The sequence below is a fragment of the Neolewinella aquimaris genome (assembly GCF_014197245.1).
Lineage (GTDB): Bacteria > Bacteroidota > Bacteroidia > Chitinophagales > Saprospiraceae > Neolewinella > Neolewinella aquimaris.
Genome location: NZ_JACIFF010000001.1, coordinates 581116 through 599814, shown reverse-complemented (window position 1 = coordinate 599814; position 18699 = coordinate 581116). Strand labels below are relative to the sequence as shown.

The following is an 18699-nucleotide window of genomic DNA, read 5'->3' as shown; positions in this document are numbered from 1 at the left end:
CTATGACCAAGAAGTTTCCCCTACTATTTTTTGTGTCGGTCCTCTGTTTTACGTCCCTCGCAAAGGCCCAGGAAATCAATTTCGGTTTTGCCGTGCAAACCGAAGTCTCGAACGGCATCCTCGAAGGCAACTACAGCACCCGTACCGGAGTGCAACACTACCTCGGCATACCCTTTGCCGCGCCCCCCGTGGGTGAACTGCGGTGGCAGCCACCCCAGCAGGCTGCCGACTGGCAAGGCGTACGGATGGCCAAGGAGTTCGGACCGCGACCCGTACAACAGTACGTCTATGACGACATGCGTTTCCGCTCCCCGTCGGTGAGTGAAGATTGCCTCTACCTCAACGTGTGGACGCCCGCCAGGAAGGACGAGACGGGGCTGCCCGTGCTCATCTATTTCTACGGAGGTGGCTTCACGGCGGGCTCGGGCGACGAGGGCCGCTACGACGGCGAACGCCTGGCCCGGGAAGGGGTGGTCGTGATAACTCCCAACTACCGGCTCGGTGTTTTCGGCCTGCTGGCTCACCCGGAATTGTCCGCGGAGTCGGAATACGGCGGGTCCGGAAATTACGGGCTGATGGACCAGGCCGCCGCCATTGCTTGGGTAAAGAAAAACATCGCGGCTTTTGGTGGTGACCCCGAACGGATCACCATTGCCGGCGAGAGTGCCGGCTCCATGTCGGTCAGCTTACAGATGGTCTCGCCGCTATCCCGCGATCTCCTCGCCGGGGCCGTCGGTCAGAGTGGCGGTGCGGTGAACCCGCAACGGCCGATCCCACCCCTAGAGGAGGGTGAGGCCTGGGGTGAAAAATTTGTGGAAGCAACGGGCTACGGCTCCATTGCCGAATTGCGCCAGGCGTCGACCCGCGAGTTGTACGAAACCTACACCGCCGGCCAGCTTGGTAGTCCGCCGATCGTTATTGATGGCCACTTCATCACCGAAGATCCAACGGTCACCTTCCGCAACGGCAACCAGGCTCAGGTACCCCTGCTGGTCGGCTGGACGAGCACGGAACGCCCCTGGGGAAATTTCCCTGATTCTCCCGTAGCCTTCCAAGAAATGGTCAAAGAACAATTTCCGGAACAATCGGAGGAAATTTTGCACCACTATTCCCCCGAAACGCCCCGTCGGTCCGCAATCGAATTAGCCTCCGATACTTGGATCGTACTAGGTACCTGGCAGTGGGCGAACCTGCAGCGCCAGTACAGCGATCAACCCGTGTACCGTTACCGCTTCGATCGCATTCGCCCGCCGCTCAGGGGTGAGCAGCGCGAGCAGGAGCCCGACGGCGCGGCACACGCCACGGATATCGAATACTTTTTGGACAATCTCTCGCTCTCGGATCAGTACGCTTGGGAGGAGGAAGACCGGAAAACGGCATCCACCATGCTGTCCTACCTAGCCAATTTCGTCAAGCGGGGCGATCCGAACGGTGAGGGTTTACCCCAGTGGCCCCGTCTCGGGGAAGGGGAAACGCCGGAAGTGATGCTTCTGAATACCGAGAGTGAGGCCAAAGCCTTCCTCGCCGAGCCGCGGTACCGCTACCTGCTCCAGATGTACGAAGGGGCACGACGGTAACTGGAGGCGCTCTAATCAGTCGAGGCTAGCGTAGACCAGCTTTCGAATGCACACATCCTGAAAGTTGATCTTGCGTCCGGTAGCCGCGGTAGCTCCCCAGTACACCTTGCTGTTGCCGCCGAAAATATCGGCTACGATATCGCGGGTAAAGGTGGCGCGAAGCTGGTTGTCCAACGTGATCTTCATGGTGTTTGTCCCCGGGTGCCAGCTGATCGTGAGCGGATGTCGCACACCGTCTTCCAAATTGGGTAACGGCACCGGCCCCTGTAGGCTGACCGAGTGGTTCGGTTGTCCGTGGGGCATAATGGCCAGGTGGTCGCCCGCGGGGTCTCCGAGGTGAAAATTTTGGTAGGTATCGAATTCAATCCCGAGCGAGGGGTAGAGACCGGCAAAACCCATGCCCTCCCCCCGGTAGCCGGTCTGCATCGTGGGATGAAAAACGAACACGATTCCGTCGGCTCCCAGCTCGTCGTTTTCGCCGAGCACCAGGTCTACCGTTAGCTCGAAGGGATAGCTCAGGTCCATCGGATTCTGGAACCACGCCGAGCCGGAAACGTAGGGCGTTGCGGGGGTGAGCCGGATGCAGTCTTCACTCAGAATTTTGGCGCTGCCGCCGAGTCGGAATTCCCGTACGCTGCTCTGGGCGGCGAGCGCGGGACCGAGGCAAACGAATAGTAGAGCAAAGAACAGGGAACGGTCGGCGGTAATCATCGGCTAACCCGTACGGGCGGTTTCCATCAAAATACTGATTTATAGGGAATTGTTCCCTAAAAGTTACGTAATCGGTCGGGTAATTGCGGGTCGCGGATGGATGGTGTAGAGAGGCATTTTACCCTGGCCTGACCGTGTGGCGCAACGGTCCGGCTACCTTAGCGTTTTCCTGATGCACGCCGCAATTTTTTAATCCGTTCGCCCAATGAAAAAGTCCTATATCCTCGCGATTCTCCTGGTCGTTGTCGCCGCCGTTCTCCTGCTCCAGACGGGCAAGGCTACCTCGGAATACGCCAATTTCGATAAGGCGGCCGCAACGGGGGAAAAGGTGCAGTTGGTCGGTACCTACGTCAAGGACAAGCCTACGATCTACGATCCGCTCACCGATCCCAATTACTTTAGTTTTTTCCTCGAAGATATCACCGGCAACGAACGGGAAGTGGTGCTGCTGATGGGCAAACCCCAGGACTTTGAAATGAGCGAAAGCATCGTACTGACGGGCCGCATGCGGGACGACCAGTTCATCGCCAGCGACATCCAGATGAAGTGTCCGAGCAAGTACAAGGACGAAGAGGCGATGATCAAGAACCTTACCGAGAGCTAGGCTTACATGCAAGAAATACAGTACCTCAACGAGCACCTCGGTCCCCGCTACATCGGCCACTTCGCCGTTCTGCTCGCGTTTTTTTCCGCGATTCTCAGTATGGTCAGCTACTTCCTGGCCACCCAGTACCGGAGCGAAGTACTGCGCAGCCGGGGCTGGCAGCGCCTGGGCCAGTTGAGCTTCCTGGCGCACGGAGCGGCCGTGTTCACCGTGATTGGCTGCATCTTCTACGCGATGCTCAATCAGTACTACGAGTACCAGTACGTCACCGCCCACGTCGACGGACAGTTGCAGCAGCGCTATATTTTCTCCGCCTTCTGGGAGGGCCAGGAGGGCAGCTTCCTGTTGTGGATGTTTTGGCACGTCATTTTAGGTTACGTCCTTATGGTCACCGCCCGCAGTTGGGAGAAACCTGTGATGGCGGTAGTCTGCTCCGTGCAGGTGGTCATCGTATCGATGTTGCTCGGTGTCCACTTCGGGTTCGGCGACAGCCTCATCAAGCTCGGATCCAACCCGATGTTGCTCCTGCGGGAAACCGTTAATGCGCCCATCTTCCAGCAGGCGGATTACGTCGAACTGCTGCGGGGCAACGGACTTAATCCGAGTCTCCAGAATTACTGGATGACCATTCACCCCCCCACCCTCTTCCTGGGATTTGCCAGCACGGTCGTGCCCTTCGCCTACGCGGTGGCCGGATTGTGGACGGGCCGTCACCGCGAATGGCTCACGCCCGGTCTGCGCTGGAGTTTGTTCAGCGCGGGTATCCTGGGCATCGGAATCCTCATGGGTGCGGCCTGGGCGTACGAAGCGCTTAACTTCGGCGGTTACTGGGCGTGGGACCCGGTAGAAAATACCAGCCTGGTCCCGTGGTTGATGCTGGTTGCCGGTATTCATACTAACCTGATCAGTCGGGCCACGGGTCAGGGTATCCGGGCCACCTACCTTTTTTACCTCTTCACCTTCGTGCTGATCGTGTACAGCACCTTCCTTACCCGCTCCGGTGTATTAGGAGATACGAGCGTACATGCTTTTACTGAGATGGGACTCGAAGCCCAACTACTTTTCTTCCTCGGATTTTACTTCCTGCTCAGCATTGGACTCGTCATCTGGCGCTGGCGACACATTCCGGTACCCGAGAAGGAAGAAGCTACCAGCAGCCGTGAGTTTTGGATGTTCATCGGCAGCCTTACGCTCTTTATGTCGGCTCTGCTCATCACCGGCTCCACGAGCTTACCGGTGTACAACGAGCTCCGGGAGTGGATGAACCCGGTCTACGACGGCCTCACGCTTACCGATCCGGAAGCCCACCACAACGGCTTTCAAATCTGGATCGGCATCTTCATCGGCCTCCTCAGCGGCTTAGCCCAGTTCCTGCGCTGGCGGGAACGCAACTTCAGTAAGCACCTGCGCACCTTCCTGCTCCACACTGGCGTCGCAGTCGTGGGTGCGGCCGGGCTTACCGCCCTTACCCTGCTCTGGATCAAGGCCCCCGGCATTCCCTTCAAGCTGATGCTGTTTGCCGGCTGGTTTGCCGTATGGTCGAATCTGGACTACCTGATCTTCTTTCTCCGGAAGGATGCGAAGGTGGCCGGCAGCGTGGTCAGTCACATTGGTTTTGGCATCATGCTGGTCGGTATCATGGCGAGTTCCGGCAACAAGCGGATCGTCTCCCAGAACCAGTACCTGATGGAAGGCCTGACCGAGGACGAACAACTCGCCCGCAGCACCGTGCGCCTCTACCAGGATATTCCACTGGGCATGGAAGACTACATCGTCACCTTCAAGGGAGATACCATCGAAGGCATGAACCGGAAGTACTTCATGGACTACCAGCGGGTCGATCCCGACGGTCGCGTCCTCGAAGAATTTCAGCTCGAACCAAACGTGCTTTACGACAAGGGATTCGAAAAGATCGCCATCACCAACCCCAGCACCAAGCACTACTGGAACAAGGACATCTTCACCGTGATTATGGGACTGCCCCCCGAGGAACAAAGCGTGAAGATTCGTCAGGAAACGGAGGACAGCCTGAAGTACCGCGTTTTTCCCCTCGACATCGGCGAACGTGCGACGTTCCGGGATACGGTAGATATCCCCCAACGCAACAGCTCCATTATTTACACCTACACCGTCGGACTGGAGAATTTCTCCCGTCTGCCCGTCCATCCGGATTACGTCGCCGAACCCGGTGATATCGGAATGGGGGCGGTAGTCCGAGCGACCAGGACGGGAGGAATCGCCGATCACGACACCACGGCAAGTGTCGCACTGGTCCTCCGCGAGGGGTTGCTGTACCACTACCCCGCTCAGATCAACGACATGTCGCTCCGGGTCAAGATCGACGAAGGCGTATTCGAACAACTCCTGATCAAGGACGCCGACCTCAATTACCGGGAGTACGTGCTCAAGCCGGGCAATTCCATCGTCATCGACGACCACGTCATTACCTTCGAGCAGTTCGTTTCCCAACCCACCGTAGATCACTTCCAACCGCAGGAGGGCGACATCTGGGTAAGTGCCCTACTCGAGTCGGAAGGACAGTCCATGCAGCCGGTCTTCCTCATCCGGGGCAACCAGCCCAGTGGCGTCCGCGATGAGATCACCTCGCTCGGACTATACGCCCACCTGGTGAGCCTTAATCCCGAGACCAACGAAGCAACCCTCCGGATCGCTACGGCCCCGCCGCAGGATGCCTTCGCGGTTCCCCTGGCGGTTGCACCTAAAAGTTACCGGACCGACTACGTGACCTTACAGGCCATCGAGTTTCCCGGCATCAACTTGTTCTGGTTCGGTACCATCTCGATGATGCTCGGGCTGCTGATTAGTATGGTCGTGCGGATACGATCCCGCAAGGCTGCGCGCGACGCATCGGTTTTATCCTAGCCGCCCAGAAAGCCGTACTTCCTGATCAATACGTAGGGTCGCTCCGCCGCCGCATCGCTCCTTCTTAGTTTGCGATAGAGTAATTCGCCCCGGACCACCAACCGTTCCCCCGGCTTCAGGTGCTCGTGGAGATCGAGGGCGGCCTGACCGAACGCCACGCAGTGGTGCCGGTGCTCCCCGCCGCTTCGGTCAAGGGTCTGCAGTTGAATCCTTACGATATCCTGGGCACGGCAAGTACAGTGGTACACCGGAGCCGCCGCCACCGTACCGATCAGCGTTAGTGAATTCATATCAGCCGAAGGTTTCCGGTGCGGGCTCGGCCGCGAGCGACACGGACCGCGTGATCGAACGGGACCCCAGCAGACTGAAGTGCGCCACGTGTATCTCGGATTTAACCGTGGGCTGTCCGTTCACTTCAAATTTTCGGTGCAGCAGTTTCCCCTGCACGAGAATACGATCTCCCCGCCTGATCCGGGCGTGCAACTGCGTCGCCACCGCGCTCCAGGCAACCAGCGAGTGCACCTGGGCCTCGTGCTCCCGGCCGGGAACGCGCTCGTTCTGGTATAGCCGTAGCGTGGCGCGGTAGGTTCCGTCGGTGAGGGTCAGCAGTTCGACGTCGTGTCCGGCACGACCGATCAATTGAATTTGATTGTGGATGGGTAGCATAGACTACTGGATTGGTGATGCGGCAAAATTGCGTCGTTCATCACCGAATACCCGTAAGTTAACCGTGTACTTGCGAATATATGCGTTTACAAACCTTTAGGTAACTGCTCGTTTAGAAGCTCCAGTCCTGCTTCCAGATGTCGATAAGGTCGAAACTGACCTTATAGGCTGCTGTGGGTGTGCCCTGGTTCGAGTCGGCGGCGATTCCGTACAGTCCAACCCGTACCCTGCGGCGGGCACCCAGTTTAAATACCCGTTCCACCCCGGCGAAAAGCTCCTGATAGTTGAACTTGTTCTCCTTCATCCAGAGCAATCCACCCCCGGCAACGGCCCTGAGCCGGGTTTTCTTCAGGAGGGGTATGTTATTGATGAGGGCCCCGTTAAAGTGGTGAATGTGGTGCAGTTCAAGGAACAATCCGTCGGTGCTTAGTGAGGCATCGAGCGCCTGAAAGGTGGTAAGGGGATCGGAATACAGCAACGGATCGGAGTCACGGAATCGCTTGATGTCCACGTACCGCAAATCGTCGGCGTTAACGAACTCACCCAGTTGCACCCGGTACTTCGACTGGCCCAGGGCGCCGAAGGTGATGTTCTGCTCCACGGCAAACTGGAGGTAATCGAAACGGACGTCGCTCGAGAGTGGGCCTGACCACCCCCGGCGGTGGAGCAGGCTGAAGGTCGGCCACTTGCTTCCCAAAACCACTTTCCGGTTCGGTTCCCGCATGTACCGCTGACCGGGCGTATACGAAACGGACACGTTGCTTATGAGGGCCTGGTACCGATCGAAGTCTACGGCCGGAGCGTCGTCGTCGATCACCCCGTCGATGATGTTGTCGGTATCGTAACCGGTGATGGGCCTACGGTCGGCCAGCCCGATATTGGTATTGAGGTAGAACCCGTTCCAGATCTCCCGCTGCTGTCCGATCCTGAATTCATCCTTTACGAAGTAGCTGGAGGCTTTCAGTTGGTTTAGGTAGGCATCGTTGGGATTAAACGACTCAAATGCCCGCCCCGCCCAGAGGGAGACGTCGCCCATATGGAAGGGATCGTAACGGTACCAGGTGACCGTTTTACCCTGTACGTCCAGATTTTTTAACCCGATGTCGACCGATCCGGAAATACTGAGGACCTTCCCGTTCGGATACCTGCGGTAATTCGATACGTAGGGCCCGACCCGCCATCCACCGACCGGAGAAAAATCGATCAGGCTACTCACCGGTCCGATGTACAGGTGGCTCTTCTTTTCGTTGTTCCGAAACCCGACTCCGTCCCAGGCAAGGTCCATCAGGGTAACCCGGTTGTAGAGTTCCTGGATACTGTCCTGGTAACGCCGCGAACTCGTAACGGCATCGATGCTGTCGCGCAGGTACACCATGCGCTGCTCCTCCGCCGTTAGCGCTACCGTCCTGCCCGTCTTCCAGTAGCTGCTGTCGCGGGAGTAAGCCTCCGCCGTCGTAACGGCTACCTCGTTCCCGAAAAACTTGTCGGGGAAGGCATAATCGTAGTCGTAGTCGCGGTAACTCAGGGTGGTGGTGCCGCGGAATTGCTTCCGCTTGCCCTGCCGCGTCTCGTAGGTGAACACCTGCTTGCGCACCTCCCATATGCTGTCCGCGGTGAGTGCGTAATCCTGCGCCAGTTGGAAGCGATCGGAAAACACGAGGCTGCCCTCCGGAAAGTGGAAGTCGAACCGATTGATCGCATACGTATCCGCATCGATGAAGAGCAGTCCGGAGACGGTGCTGTTTCCCGATTTTCGGGGCTCCACCCGGATGCGGTACACCAGCCTTCCGTTTTCCGAATCAGTCGCCTCCAGGGTAAATTTGTAGGTCAACACCGAGGTGTTGCTCAGCGGCGAAATGACCGGCGCATCGGATATGCCCGGCAGGTAAACCAGGTTACGGTAAAAGTTAAAGTCCGTCTCGGTAAAGTTGGGAACGAATAAACCCCGTACGTCACCGTAAGCCGAATACGCGTTGCGTTCCTCCTTAAATTTTCGCGGATAGGCGTAGTTGAGCTGAACGGCCATTTCCACCATATTCAGCCCGTCAAGCAGCGCCTTCGCGTCCTTCTCTTCGGCGGCAAAGGGATCGTAGGGCGGGGCCGCGGGTCCGGTGCTTTCCCCAAGGGAAGCGGGGGAATCCGGTGTGCGCTCCCCAACCTCCTCCACGGCCTTAACGTATACCTGGGTCCGGTAGCTTTCCGCGGCTTGCAGGTGCGCTCGCTTGCGCTCGATGGCTTTGCCGATGATGGCATAGGCCGGGTCGCGGGCCGAAGCACTAACGGTAATTTCCTGGAGCTCGACGCCGGAGGTAAGGAGCCGCACGTCGTAGGTTACGGGCTCCATCCCGACCACCAGGCGGATCGACCTGCTTTCGTAGCCCAGGCTGGAAAAAACCAGTTCGTACTCGCCGTCCACCCGGAAGGTTACGGTGTAGCGGCCCTCATCGTCGGATACCGCGCCGGTTTCCAATTGGCGGACGTACACATTGGCGAAGGGTACGGGCTCGTCGAACTCGTTGACGATCCGGCCGCTGACCGACTGCCCCACCGCGGTGAGGCCCAGTAAAATCAGGCTGAGGAGTGGTAGTAATCTGGTCATGCTGTTGCTGCCAGATAGACGTTCGGGTGTGTTCGATCGTTGTGCCGATCACCGCCTTTAAACCTTATTTAAGCCCCGTTAACGGCTTGTTTATACCATCCGGCTGTGCCAGCTGTCTTCGAGTGGCCGCTCGAAAATTTGTCGCAGCTCGCCGAGCTCCTTCACCAGCGGATCGAATACGATGCTCTCGTTGGTAAGCTGCCCCTGCGCGTACAGCAGTTTGAACTCCTCGCGCCCTACGGTGTGGATCTTGCCGTTGTCGTCGCGGTAGCTGAAGCGCATGCGGTTGAAGAAGTCAACGCCGATCTCGGCCCCCAGTTCCTTGACAAAGTGTACGCTCCCATCGATCGAACAGCCGCTGGCCTCGGCTTCGGTTTCGTCGACGGCCAGTACCAGGAAGCGATTGTGCAGCACGTCGGCACCGGCACTCAGGGCCTTCTGGTGACTTCCCCACTGGCTCACGAATTCCTGGGCGCGCTTGCGCACCGTGGTGGTTTCGTCACGGGTCAGAGCACGCTCCGCGCCGTAGATCCAAATGCGGCTTTCGGAGGATAAATTGTCGAGGGGTGAGGCCATATACGTATCGGTGGTTTTGGGACCTCAAAGATACTACCCCGCCCCCACACCGTTATCCCATCAATCACTTATCCGCATCCCCGGTTGAAGGGAGTCAATCCGGCGGCGGGGCTTGCTGACGGCAGGGCCGACAACCTATCATCCCAACGCACGTTAGCAACCCAAACGTTGGGCATGTCCGAAAAGAAAATAGTGGTGGCGATCGGCGGCAGCAGCGGCTCGCTGTACGCCAAGGTGTTGCTGGACAAACTGCGCGAGCTGGAAGATCAGTGGACCAAGGTCGGCATCGTCATCACCGAGAACGGCAAATTCAACTGGCAATTCGAACTCAGGGAGGATGGTTGGAAATCCTATCCGTTCGACTACTACGGGCAACGCGACTTTTCGGCCCCCTTCGCTTCGGGTTCGGCACGCTACGGGACGATGATCGTCTGTCCGTGCAGCATGGGACTCCTTGCCCGCATCGCCTCCGGCATTTCGAACGATCTCATCACCCGGGCCGCCGACGTCGTGCTTAAGGAGCGTCGGAGATTAATTCTTGTGCCCCGCGAGGCCCCCTACAGCCTTATTCACCTGCGCAACATGACCGCCCTGACGGAGAGCGGTGCCGTGATTTGTCCCGCCGTTCCCTCCTTCTACAGTGGTGCTTCGACCGCGGAAGAAATTGCCGGCACGGTGGTCGATCGCGTGCTCGATCTGGCGGGCTTCGAACTGAAGGATACCTACCGGTGGGGGGAGACCGAGTCCATCGACCCGATGGAGTAAGTTGGGATTTCAGGGAAGGCACACCGGAACGCGGACACCCCATCATTACCTACCTTGCCGCAAAACCTAGACGATGCCCCACGATTTAAAACTGGCCCTGCCTACCCTGGCCGGACTGGAAGATGTACTGGCTGCGGAATTGTTGGAGCTGGGAGCTACCGAAATCTCCGCGGGGCGTAGGGTCGTTACCTGCGCCGGCGACCTCGAACTGGTGTATCGACTCAACCTGGAAGTGAGAACCGCACTGCGGGTACTGATCAATATCGACGAGTTTGCGGCGGAGCACGAGCAGGCGCTCTACGATCGCCTACGCGCTACCAATTGGAGAAAGTACCTCAAGCCAGAAGGCAGCTTGTTCGTCAACGTTGTGGATCCGGGTCGCTGGTTCCGCAATACTCATTTCATCGCCCAGCTTACCAAGGATGCGATCGTCGATCAATTTCGCGACAAGTACCAAACGCGCCCGTCCGTTGCAAAAGGATCGCCCGATCTGAACATCCACTTGCGCATCAGCGGCAGCGGGGAGGTAGACCTTAGCGTCGACAGTTCGGGAGACGGCCTCCACCGCCGCGGGTACCGCCGCAGGACGGGTGAGGCTCCGATCAACGAGGTGCTGGCCGCCGGTATGCTCAAAATTGCCGGATATACGGGCGACCAGCCCTTCGTGGATCCCATGTGCGGCTCCGGCACGATACTGGCCGAAGCCGCCATGATCGCCGCCGATCACGCCCCCGGCCTACTGCGCAACTTCGGGTTTGAACGCTGGCCAGACTTCGATCCCGCCGCCTGGGGTACCATCCGCCAGGAAGCGCTTGCGCGGCGAAAGTCACCGGCTTTTCCCCTAATGGGCGCCGACATCGACGGGCTCGCGATCGCCATCAGTAGGGCTACCCTGGAGCGGGCCAACGTGCTGTCCTATGTAGAACTACAGGAATCCGCATTTGTCGATCTTACCCCACCCGAAGTAACCGAGGAGGTTACCGGCCTACTGGTGACCAATCCTCCCTATGAGATGCGCATGGAGACGGGCGACATCGAGGCATTTTACAAAAGCATCGGCGACACCTTCAAGCAAAATTGGGCCGGTTACACGGGCTGGTTGATCTCCGCCAACCCCACTGCGATCAAGCGCGTCGGGTTACGGACAAGTAAGAAGATCCCGCTGATGAACGGCCCGGTGGAGGTACGCTTCTACAAGTACGAGCTGTACCGGGGCAGTGCTCGTTGACCCATTTTCGCTGCACCTGCGTACCCGCCCAACTAGTTAGCGGGATGCGTGGATGAGGCCTCCGCCGACCACGTCGTCGCCTTCGTAAAACACGGCGCTCTGTCCGGGGGCGACACCCCGTACGTCCGCGAAGAATTCCACGGCCATGCGATCGGGAGCGATCTGCTCGACCAGACTAAGGGTGCCCGGGTCCTTGTAGCGCACTTTGGTAACCAGTTCGAGCCCCTGTGCGGGCAGTTCGGCGTATTTCTGGAGCGTGGCCCCTCCCACCATCATGCCGTTTTTGACCAGGGCATCGACCGGACCGAGGGTGACCGTATTGGAGGACGCGTCGATCTTGGTCACGTACATGGGCTCGCCGAAAGCCATGCCGAGGCCCTTCCGCTGACCGATTGTGTAGAAGGGATACCCGTCGTGGGTGCCGATCACCTCACCCGCCGTGGTGACAAACTTGCCGCCGGCCACCTTGGCTTCGAGCTCGGGAAGCCGGCGCTTCAGGAATCCCCGGTAGTCGTTGTCGGGAACGAAACAGATTTCGAAGCTTTCGGCCTTTTTGCTCAGCTCCTCGTAGCCGAAGTCGTAGGCCAGCTGGCGTACTTCCGGCTTGGTCATGTGGCCGAGGGGGAAGCGACTGCGGGCCATGCATTCCTGGCTGAGCCCCCAGAGGACGTAGCTCTGGTCCTTACGGTCGTCGGCACTTTTGCGCACATGCCAGCGTCCCGCTTCCGTTTGCCGGAGCTGAGCGTAGTGACCGGTGGCGATGAACTCGCAGTCCATCGCGTCGGCCCGTTTCAGCAGGGCGCTCCACTTGATGTGGGTGTTGCAGAGGACACAGGGATTGGGTGTGCGGCCCGCCATGTATTCGTCGACAAAATTATCGATGACGTGGTCGCCGAATTCCTCGCGAATGTCGATGATGAAGTGGGGGAAACCCATCTGTACGGCCACCGAGCGGGCATCGTTGATGGAGTCCAGGCTGCAGCAGCCCGTTTCCTTTTTGGACCCGCCGGAGTTGGCGTAATCCCAGGTTTTCATTGTGATGCCGACCACTTCGTAGCCCTGCTCGTGCAGGATCATGGCCGTTACCGTACTGTCGATACCGCCGCTCATCGCGACCAGCACGCGTCCTAATTTGCTCATAAGTACTGATTTTCGCACGGGTTCAAGGGCCCGGCCAAAACGAATGGCAAAGGTAACGATTCAGCGCCTGCCGAAGTTGCTATCTTTACCCCTGATGCTGGGATTCACCTATTATCGGCAGTTTGAGGAGATGGACTGCGGTGCCACCTGTCTGCGCATGGTGGCCAGGCACCACGGGCAGGAGTACGCGCTGGAAGAACTGCGCGAACGCACCCGCCTGAGCCGCAACGGGGTAAGCCTGCTTGGCATCAGTGAAGGTGCCGAAAGCATTGGCCTGCAAACGCTGGCGCTGCCCGCTACCCTGGCCCAGTTGGAGGAAGACATTCCCCTGCCGTGCATCCTCCCCTGGCGGGGAAATCACTTCGTGGTCCTCTACAAGATCGTGGATGGCATCTTCCACCTCGCGGACCCCGATCCGACCGTGGAGTTGACGGAAGTCAGTCGGGTGGACCTCGTTGCCGGCTGGTCGCACCAGGTCAGTGAAAACCGGGAGTACGTGGGCAACGTTTTGGTGCTCGAGCCTACCCCCGCCTTTCGCCGCCGCAAGGCTTCTTCCGGGTACGGGGGCAGCCTGCGGTACGTTGCCGGCTACGTTCTCAGTCACGGGAAATTACTCGCCAACCTCGGTGCCGGACTACTGCTGGCCCTGGTCCTGCAGTTGTTGCTTCCGTTTCTGCTGAAGAGTATGATCGATCTGGGGATCGTGCTGAACGACCCGAATTTTATCACCGTCGTGATCATCGCCCAGGCCGTACTGTTGCTGACCACTACCCTACTGGCGGGGCTGCGACGGTACATTCTGATCCACATCGGGGGGCGGGTCAATGTGAATCTCGTCAGCGATTACATCAGCAAACTAACGCGGCTGCCGATGGAGTTTTTCGATAGTCGGAGCCGGGGCGACATCCTGCAGCGGATCCACGACCACGACCGGCTCCAGGAGTTCTTGACCGGCAGCACCCTTTTTCGCATATTCAATTTGCTCAACTTCGTTGCCTTCTCGGTCGTGCTGCTGTTTTGGAGCGGTACGGTTTTCGCGATCTTTTTTGTCGGCACCCTACTCCAGGTTGCCTGGGTAGCCTACTTCCAGTCGCGCAAGCGCAAACTGGATACCGAATACTTTCAGCAGTCCGCCGCCAACAACGAGCAGCTGATGGAGATTATCGACGGCATGGGCGAGATCAAGCAGAACAACGCCGGAGTGCAGCGCCGCTGGACCTGGGAGCGGCAGCGGGCCAAGCTGTACCAGACCACGCTCGCGATCAATAACTACGATCAGTACCAGCAGACGGTCGGTAGCCTCATCAACCAGTTTAAGAATCTGCTGATCACCCTGGTGGCCGCCCTCGCGGTTACCAACGGATCCCTTACCATCGGTGCGCTGGTGGCGATCTTCTACATTCTCGCCCAACTGAACAGCCCGATTGAGGACCTGAGCGAGTTTTTCCGGGGGTACCAGGAGAGTCTGATCAGTCTCGAGCGGATGAACGAGATTTACAGCAAGGCCGACGAACAATCGGCCGAGGAACACCGGATGCGGGTGGTGCCCGGGGACGGCGACATCGAACTACGCGAACTGTCTTTCCACTACAATATCCCGAAAGCCCCCTGGGTGCTGCGTGAGGTAGACGCCCGGATCCGGGCCGGACAGATAACGGCCATCGTAGGACCGTCGGGAAGTGGGAAGTCGACCCTGCTTAAGCTGCTCCTGGGCTTCTACCAGCCCACCGAGGGAACCATCCTGCTGGGGGGTACTCGGTTGACGACCATCGACCAACGTTTCTGGCGGGACCAGGTCGGTATGGTGAGTCAGGACGGTTTTATCTTCGGCGATACCATCGCCCGCAACATTGTTCTGAACGAGGAAGCGATCGACCAGGAGCGGCTGCTCGAAGTCGTCAAGATCGCCCAGATTGAGCAGTTCATCGACGGTTTGCCGGAGGGCTACCGTACGGTGATCGGCGAAACGGGGATGGGACTGAGCAAGGGGCAGCAGCAACGGATCTTGCTGGCCAGGGCCATTTACCACCGCCCGCCCTACCTTTTTTTGGACGAGGCGACCACCGGCCTAGATGCCTTCACCGAGGTGACCATCATGGACAACCTGTTCAACTACATGAAGGGATCGACCATCATCATCGTCGCCCACCGCTACTCGACCTTCGAGCGGGCCGATGACATCCTGGTCATTGAAGATACGCAGATCGTGGAGCGGGGCAGTCACCGCGACCTCATGGCCGAACGCAGCAGTTACTACCGCCTCGTTAAGAACCAAACCCTACTCGGAAGTTGATGCAGCAGGACGTAACCACGGCGGGTCCACTTCAGTCGGAGCGATCTCCCGAAGTGCGCGAAGTGATTGGAACGCCGGCCGGCTGGGTCGCGCGGAACGGAACGCTATTGCTCGTAGTGATCGTTCTGGCACTCGGCACTTTCGCCGCCTTATATACGTATCCGACGACGCTCGTCGGTGAAATGGTCCTGACGACCGTCGACCCGCCTCGCCGGCTGCTGGCGCGCCAGGATATGGAGATACAGCGGGTACTGGTCGCCGACCGGGACACGGTTTCGGTCGGACAGACCCTCATCGTCGCCAGCAACGGTAGCGCACGCTTCGAGCACGTACTCTACCTGGAGGACCAACTTATCGAACACCGGGGCGACGATGCCCCCGGCCTGCTCGACCTCAACATCCCCCCCACCCTCGTCCTTGGCCCGATTCAGGAGAGCGTCTACAATTTTCAGGACATGCAGGAGGTCTACCGCAACCTCTCCATCCGCCGGCTGGATGCCTTCACCTCCCGCGAATTACAGACGATGATCGCGAATGCTGAAAGAGAAGTTGTGCAATTAAGAAATCTGCAGCGTGCTCTGGAGCAGCAGTTGATCCAGACCCGGACGGCCCTCGAAGCCGAAGTGCAATTGCAGCAGGAAGGGCTCGGCAGTGCGGACGAGCTGGCCCAGGCGAAGCAACGATTGGACCGGGCCGAGGAAAATCTTCAACGAAATACCGGAAATCTACGGTCGGTAAGTTTTTCCATCGAACTGATGCGCAACCAGATCGAATCCTACCGCAGCGGCCGTCAGGGCAGCACGACCCAGACGGCTAGCGAACTAAAGGAAGCCTACCAGGCCCTGCAACGGACCGTGGCAACGTGGAAGCGGGACTTTACGGTGGTTTCACCGGTAAGCGGAACGGTAGTCTTGCAGCCCGATGTGCGGGAGGATAATTTTCTGCTCAAGGAGACGATGGTCGCTACGGTACTGCCCCTGAATGCGGGCAATACCATCGGCGTCATGAAACTCCACATCCGGGGAAGCGGAAAGGTAAGCGTCGGTCAGCGCGTCGTGGTCCAGTTCCCAAGTTGGCCCTCGCTTGAGTATGGATCGGTTGCGGGCACGGTGGCCAGTGTGGGGGTAATTCCGGATGGAGAGTACCTGACCGTCGAAGTAACCTTTCCCAATGGCCTACTGTCCAGCACTGGGTACCGCATCGAATCAACCCCATTCATGCAGGGGGAAGCCACGATCATTGTGGAGCGAAAGAGCCTGATCGCCCGTCTCCTAAACTTCGGTTAGGCAAACAGCGCCTCGAACAACTCGCGAACGGTAGCCACGGTATGGATACGGATGCCGTAGCGGTCGGGATCGAGTCCCTTCACGTTGTACTTACTCACGTAGATACCGCGAAATCCGAGCCGGTCGGCTTCCTGGATCCGTTGCTCGATGCGGGTGACGGCACGAATCTCCCCGCTGAGACCCACCTCGCCGGCAAAGCACAAATTGGGGGGCACCATCACATCCTGGGCGGAGGAGAGCAGGGCGGCAATGATGGATAGATCGATGGCGGGATCGTCGACGCGCAACCCACCCGCGATGTTGAGAAATACATCCTGGTTGCCGAGGGACAAGCCGGCACGTTTTTCCAGAACGGCCAGCAACATGGACAGGCGGCGGAGGTCGAAGCCGGTGGCCGAGCGCTGGGGGGTACCGTAGACCGCCGCGCTCACCAGTGCCTGCACTTCAATGAGCATCGGCCGCATCCCTTCCAACGTTGCGCAGACCGCGGAGCCGGAGAGATTTTCGTCGCGCTCGCTCAGCAGCAGCTCGGAGGGGTTGGATACCTCCCGCAGGCCGGTGCTGTCCATCTGGTAGATGCCCAGTTCGTCCGTAGAGCCGAACCGATTCTTAAGGGTACGGAGGATGCGGTAGGTATAGTTGCGGTCACCTTCGAACTGAAGGACGGCATCGACGATGTGCTCGAGCAGCTTTGGTCCGGCGATGCTGCCCTCCTTCGTGATGTGCCCGATCAGGAATACCGGTATGCCACTCTCCTTGGCGAATCGCTGCAACTCGGCGGCGCATTCGCGGACCTGGCTGACCGTACCGGCCATGCTTTCCACGTGGGGGCTGGACAGGGTTTGAATGGAATCGGCGATCAGCAGGTCGGGCTTGAGGTTAGCGGCGTGCTTGAGGAGCTTGTCGGTATTGGTTTCGGTGAGCAGGTAGCAGTTGTCGGCGACGCCACCGAGACGGTCCGCCCGCATCTTTATTTGCTCCTCGCTTTCCTCTCCACTCACGTAGAGGACGCGCTTACCGAGGCGAAGGGCGAGTTGCAGCAGCAGGGTGGATTTTCCGATACCGGGTTGTCCACCGAAGAGCACGATACTACCCGGGACGATCCCGCCGCCGAGCACCCGATTGAGCTCCTGATCGGGAGCGACGAGTCGTGCTACTTCACCGGCGGTCACCTCAGCCAGCTTTACGGGACGGGGACCCTTCCCGATCGGCCCGGCCGCCGCCGCGGCGGCCCCGTTGCCGACGGATCGCCAGTCGGGCTGGTGTTCGATGCGGTCGTTTTTGGTCTTGACAACCTTTTCCTCAACCAGCGTATTCCAGGCCCTGCAGGAAGGACACTGCCCCATCCACTTGGGACTTTCGGCACCGCAGTTGGTACAGAAGAAAGCGACTTTTACTTTGGCCATGGAAGTTGTTTAGACGAGCCGACAAATATAACACAAATTGTTTGTCTATCCCTTGCTCCTGCCGATAATCACCACCCCGGCAATGATAAAAACGGCTCCCAGCCCCTGCAATCCGTTCATGTGCTCGTGCAGTGCGAAGTACTCCAGGACAATCGTAGCGACCGGTCCGACCGCCCCGATGATGGCGGCATCTCCCGCGCCAAGCCGCCGAACACCTTCGGTGACCAGATAACTGGGAATGACGGTACAAAACACCGCCATCACTCCCGCGTAGGCGTAGACCATTGGAGGCAAGCCAAGCAAGGGCTCACTGCTCAGCAAAACGTGCAGGATCACCGCGACGGATGCCGTGATCAAAGCAATGCTGGTAAAACGGACATTCCCCAGTTTCGGCGCCAGGCGGCCGCTCCCGATGATGTAAGTGCTGTACAGCAGGGCGCTTAGGAAAATTAGGGCAGCCCCCTGCAAAAAATCACCTCCGGCGGTTAGGTCAGAGCCGCTAAAGGCAATGACGATGCCCAGGTAGCAAATCCCCGTTGCCACCCACTGAACGGGCCTGATCGGCGTACCGAACACCAATCGCTGGATGATGAGCACCATAGTCGGATAGGTGAACAGAATCACCCGTTCCATGCCGGCGCTTAGGTAGCGCAGACCCAGGAAATCGGTGTAACTGGCCAGGTAGTACCCCATGACCCCCAGCGATATAATGATGATAAAATCACCGGTAGAAATTGACGCTCGCCCGGCCTTTTTTCCCCCGCGAACGTATCCGATCAGCAGAAACAGCGGCAACGAAAAGATCATCCGCAGACCGAGCAAACTAATGCTGCTCACCCCGTACTCATAGGCTAGTTTGATGATCACTCCCTTGGAGCTGAACAGGACTGCCCCGAGCAGCAGGCAAAGGATGCCGACGGTACGGGCACTGTAGGGACGTGGCTGCTGATGCATCGGGGAGAAAT

15 protein-coding genes are annotated in these 18699 nt (G+C 58.8%); 7 read left to right on the top strand and 8 right to left on the bottom strand.

What is annotated here, in order from left to right:
• Positions 1–2: 2 nt before the first annotated feature.
• Positions 3–1577, top strand: coding sequence for a carboxylesterase/lipase family protein (locus GGR28_RS02480; RefSeq protein WP_183494131.1), 1575 nt, complete (start codon positions 3–5; stop codon positions 1575–1577).
• 15 nt (positions 1578–1592) lie between these two features.
• Here GGR28_RS02480 and GGR28_RS02475 read toward each other — a convergent pair whose 3' ends face one another.
• Positions 1593–2288, bottom strand: coding sequence for an L-type lectin-domain containing protein (locus GGR28_RS02475; protein ID WP_183494130.1), 696 nt, complete (start codon positions 2286–2288; stop codon positions 1593–1595).
• Between the two features lie 205 nt (positions 2289–2493).
• Between GGR28_RS02475 and GGR28_RS02470 the strand changes: the two genes are divergently transcribed.
• Together GGR28_RS02470 and ccsA are read left to right on the top strand one after the other, a co-directional pair.
• Positions 2494–2892 (top strand): cytochrome c maturation protein CcmE domain-containing protein, encoded by a 399-nt coding sequence (locus GGR28_RS02470; protein WP_183494129.1) that lies wholly within the window; start codon positions 2494–2496, stop codon positions 2890–2892.
• Between the two features lie 6 nt (positions 2893–2898).
• Entirely contained in the window at positions 2899–5775 is a 2877-nt protein-coding gene (gene ccsA, locus GGR28_RS02465; RefSeq protein ID WP_183494128.1) for a cytochrome c biogenesis protein CcsA, read from the top strand.
• On the opposite strand, the gene GGR28_RS02460 is transcribed toward ccsA, so the two are convergent.
• From GGR28_RS02460 to GGR28_RS02445, 4 genes are all read right to left on the bottom strand, one after another.
• Positions 5772–6065 carry a single-stranded DNA-binding protein gene (locus GGR28_RS02460; protein WP_183494127.1) on the bottom strand — a complete coding sequence of 98 codons (294 nt, stop codon included), beginning with the start codon at positions 6063–6065 and terminating at the stop codon, positions 5772–5774. The genes ccsA and GGR28_RS02460 overlap by 4 nt on opposite strands.
• Position 6066: 1 nt before the next feature.
• A complete protein-coding gene (locus tag GGR28_RS02455; RefSeq protein WP_183494126.1) occupies positions 6067–6441 on the bottom strand; it encodes a single-stranded DNA-binding protein in 375 nt (124 codons plus the stop codon).
• A 112-nt stretch (positions 6442–6553) separates the two neighbouring features.
• Positions 6554–9040 (bottom strand): DUF5686 and carboxypeptidase regulatory-like domain-containing protein, encoded by a 2487-nt coding sequence (locus GGR28_RS02450; RefSeq protein WP_183494125.1) that lies wholly within the window; start codon positions 9038–9040, stop codon positions 6554–6556.
• A gap of 90 nt (positions 9041–9130) precedes the next feature.
• Complete coding sequence (locus GGR28_RS02445) at positions 9131–9616, bottom strand: hypothetical protein (protein WP_183494124.1); 486 nt, start codon at positions 9614–9616, stop codon at positions 9131–9133.
• Positions 9617–9790: 174 nt separating this feature from the next.
• On the opposite strand from GGR28_RS02445, the gene GGR28_RS02440 reads away from it, so the two are divergent.
• Positions 9791–10381, top strand: coding sequence for a UbiX family flavin prenyltransferase (locus GGR28_RS02440; RefSeq protein ID WP_183494123.1), 591 nt, complete (start codon positions 9791–9793; stop codon positions 10379–10381).
• Positions 10382–10454: 73 nt separating this feature from the next.
• Entirely contained in the window at positions 10455–11609 is a 1155-nt protein-coding gene (locus GGR28_RS02435; protein ID WP_183494122.1) for a THUMP domain-containing class I SAM-dependent RNA methyltransferase, read from the top strand.
• 36 nt (positions 11610–11645) lie between these two features.
• Here GGR28_RS02435 and mnmA read toward each other — a convergent pair whose 3' ends face one another.
• Positions 11646–12749 carry a tRNA 2-thiouridine(34) synthase MnmA gene (mnmA, locus tag GGR28_RS02430; RefSeq protein WP_183494121.1) on the bottom strand — a complete coding sequence of 368 codons (1104 nt, stop codon included), beginning with the start codon at positions 12747–12749 and terminating at the stop codon, positions 11646–11648.
• Positions 12750–12792: 43 nt separating this feature from the next.
• Here mnmA and GGR28_RS02425 point away from each other — a divergent pair, with 43 nt between their 5' ends.
• Positions 12793–15042: a peptidase domain-containing ABC transporter gene (locus GGR28_RS02425; RefSeq protein WP_246416186.1), complete on the top strand. Its 2250-nt coding sequence runs from the start codon at positions 12793–12795 to the stop codon at positions 15040–15042.
• On the top strand, positions 15042–16328 hold the full coding sequence (locus tag GGR28_RS02420; protein WP_183494120.1) for a putative HlyD family type I secretion protein: 1287 nt from the start codon (positions 15042–15044) through the stop codon (positions 16326–16328). The genes GGR28_RS02425 and GGR28_RS02420 overlap by 1 nt, the downstream gene beginning before the upstream one ends.
• On the opposite strand, the gene radA is transcribed toward GGR28_RS02420, so the two are convergent.
• Positions 16325–17734: a DNA repair protein RadA gene (radA, locus tag GGR28_RS02415; RefSeq protein WP_183494119.1), complete on the bottom strand. Its 1410-nt coding sequence runs from the start codon at positions 17732–17734 to the stop codon at positions 16325–16327. The two genes, GGR28_RS02420 and radA, sit on opposite strands and share 4 nt — an antisense overlap.
• A 45-nt stretch (positions 17735–17779) precedes the next feature.
• Positions 17780–18688, bottom strand: a complete 909-nt coding sequence (locus GGR28_RS02410) for a DMT family transporter (RefSeq protein ID WP_183494118.1) — start codon at positions 18686–18688, stop codon at positions 17780–17782.
• Between the last annotated feature and the right edge of the window lie 11 nt (positions 18689–18699).

What these genes read in the sequence shown, in the direction of transcription:
- GGR28_RS02470 (WP_183494129.1), top strand. Translation starts at nt 2,494, where the DNA reads ATGAAAAAGTCCTATATCCTCGCGATTCTCCTGGTCGTTGTCGCCGCC.
- radA (WP_183494119.1), bottom strand. Translation starts at nt 17,734, where the DNA reads ATGGCCAAAGTAAAAGTCGCTTTCTTCTGTACCAACTGCGGTGCCGAA.
- GGR28_RS02425 (WP_246416186.1), top strand. Translation starts at nt 12,793, where the DNA reads ATGGCAAAGGTAACGATTCAGCGCCTGCCGAAGTTGCTATCTTTACCC.
- GGR28_RS02420 (WP_183494120.1), top strand. Translation starts at nt 15,042, where the DNA reads ATGCAGCAGGACGTAACCACGGCGGGTCCACTTCAGTCGGAGCGATCT.
- ccsA (WP_183494128.1), top strand. Translation starts at nt 2,899, where the DNA reads ATGCAAGAAATACAGTACCTCAACGAGCACCTCGGTCCCCGCTACATC.
- GGR28_RS02475 (WP_183494130.1), bottom strand. Translation starts at nt 2,288, where the DNA reads ATGATTACCGCCGACCGTTCCCTGTTCTTTGCTCTACTATTCGTTTGC.
- GGR28_RS02410 (WP_183494118.1), bottom strand. Translation starts at nt 18,688, where the DNA reads ATGCATCAGCAGCCACGTCCCTACAGTGCCCGTACCGTCGGCATCCTT.
- GGR28_RS02450 (WP_183494125.1), bottom strand. Translation starts at nt 9,040, where the DNA reads ATGACCAGATTACTACCACTCCTCAGCCTGATTTTACTGGGCCTCACC.
- GGR28_RS02445 (WP_183494124.1), bottom strand. Translation starts at nt 9,616, where the DNA reads ATGGCCTCACCCCTCGACAATTTATCCTCCGAAAGCCGCATTTGGATC.
- GGR28_RS02440 (WP_183494123.1), top strand. Translation starts at nt 9,791, where the DNA reads ATGTCCGAAAAGAAAATAGTGGTGGCGATCGGCGGCAGCAGCGGCTCG.
- mnmA (WP_183494121.1), bottom strand. Translation starts at nt 12,749, where the DNA reads ATGAGCAAATTAGGACGCGTGCTGGTCGCGATGAGCGGCGGTATCGAC.
- GGR28_RS02460 (WP_183494127.1), bottom strand. Translation starts at nt 6,065, where the DNA reads ATGAATTCACTAACGCTGATCGGTACGGTGGCGGCGGCTCCGGTGTAC.
- GGR28_RS02480 (WP_183494131.1), top strand. Translation starts at nt 3, where the DNA reads ATGACCAAGAAGTTTCCCCTACTATTTTTTGTGTCGGTCCTCTGTTTT.
- GGR28_RS02455 (WP_183494126.1), bottom strand. Translation starts at nt 6,441, where the DNA reads ATGCTACCCATCCACAATCAAATTCAATTGATCGGTCGTGCCGGACAC.
- GGR28_RS02435 (WP_183494122.1), top strand. Translation starts at nt 10,455, where the DNA reads ATGCCCCACGATTTAAAACTGGCCCTGCCTACCCTGGCCGGACTGGAA.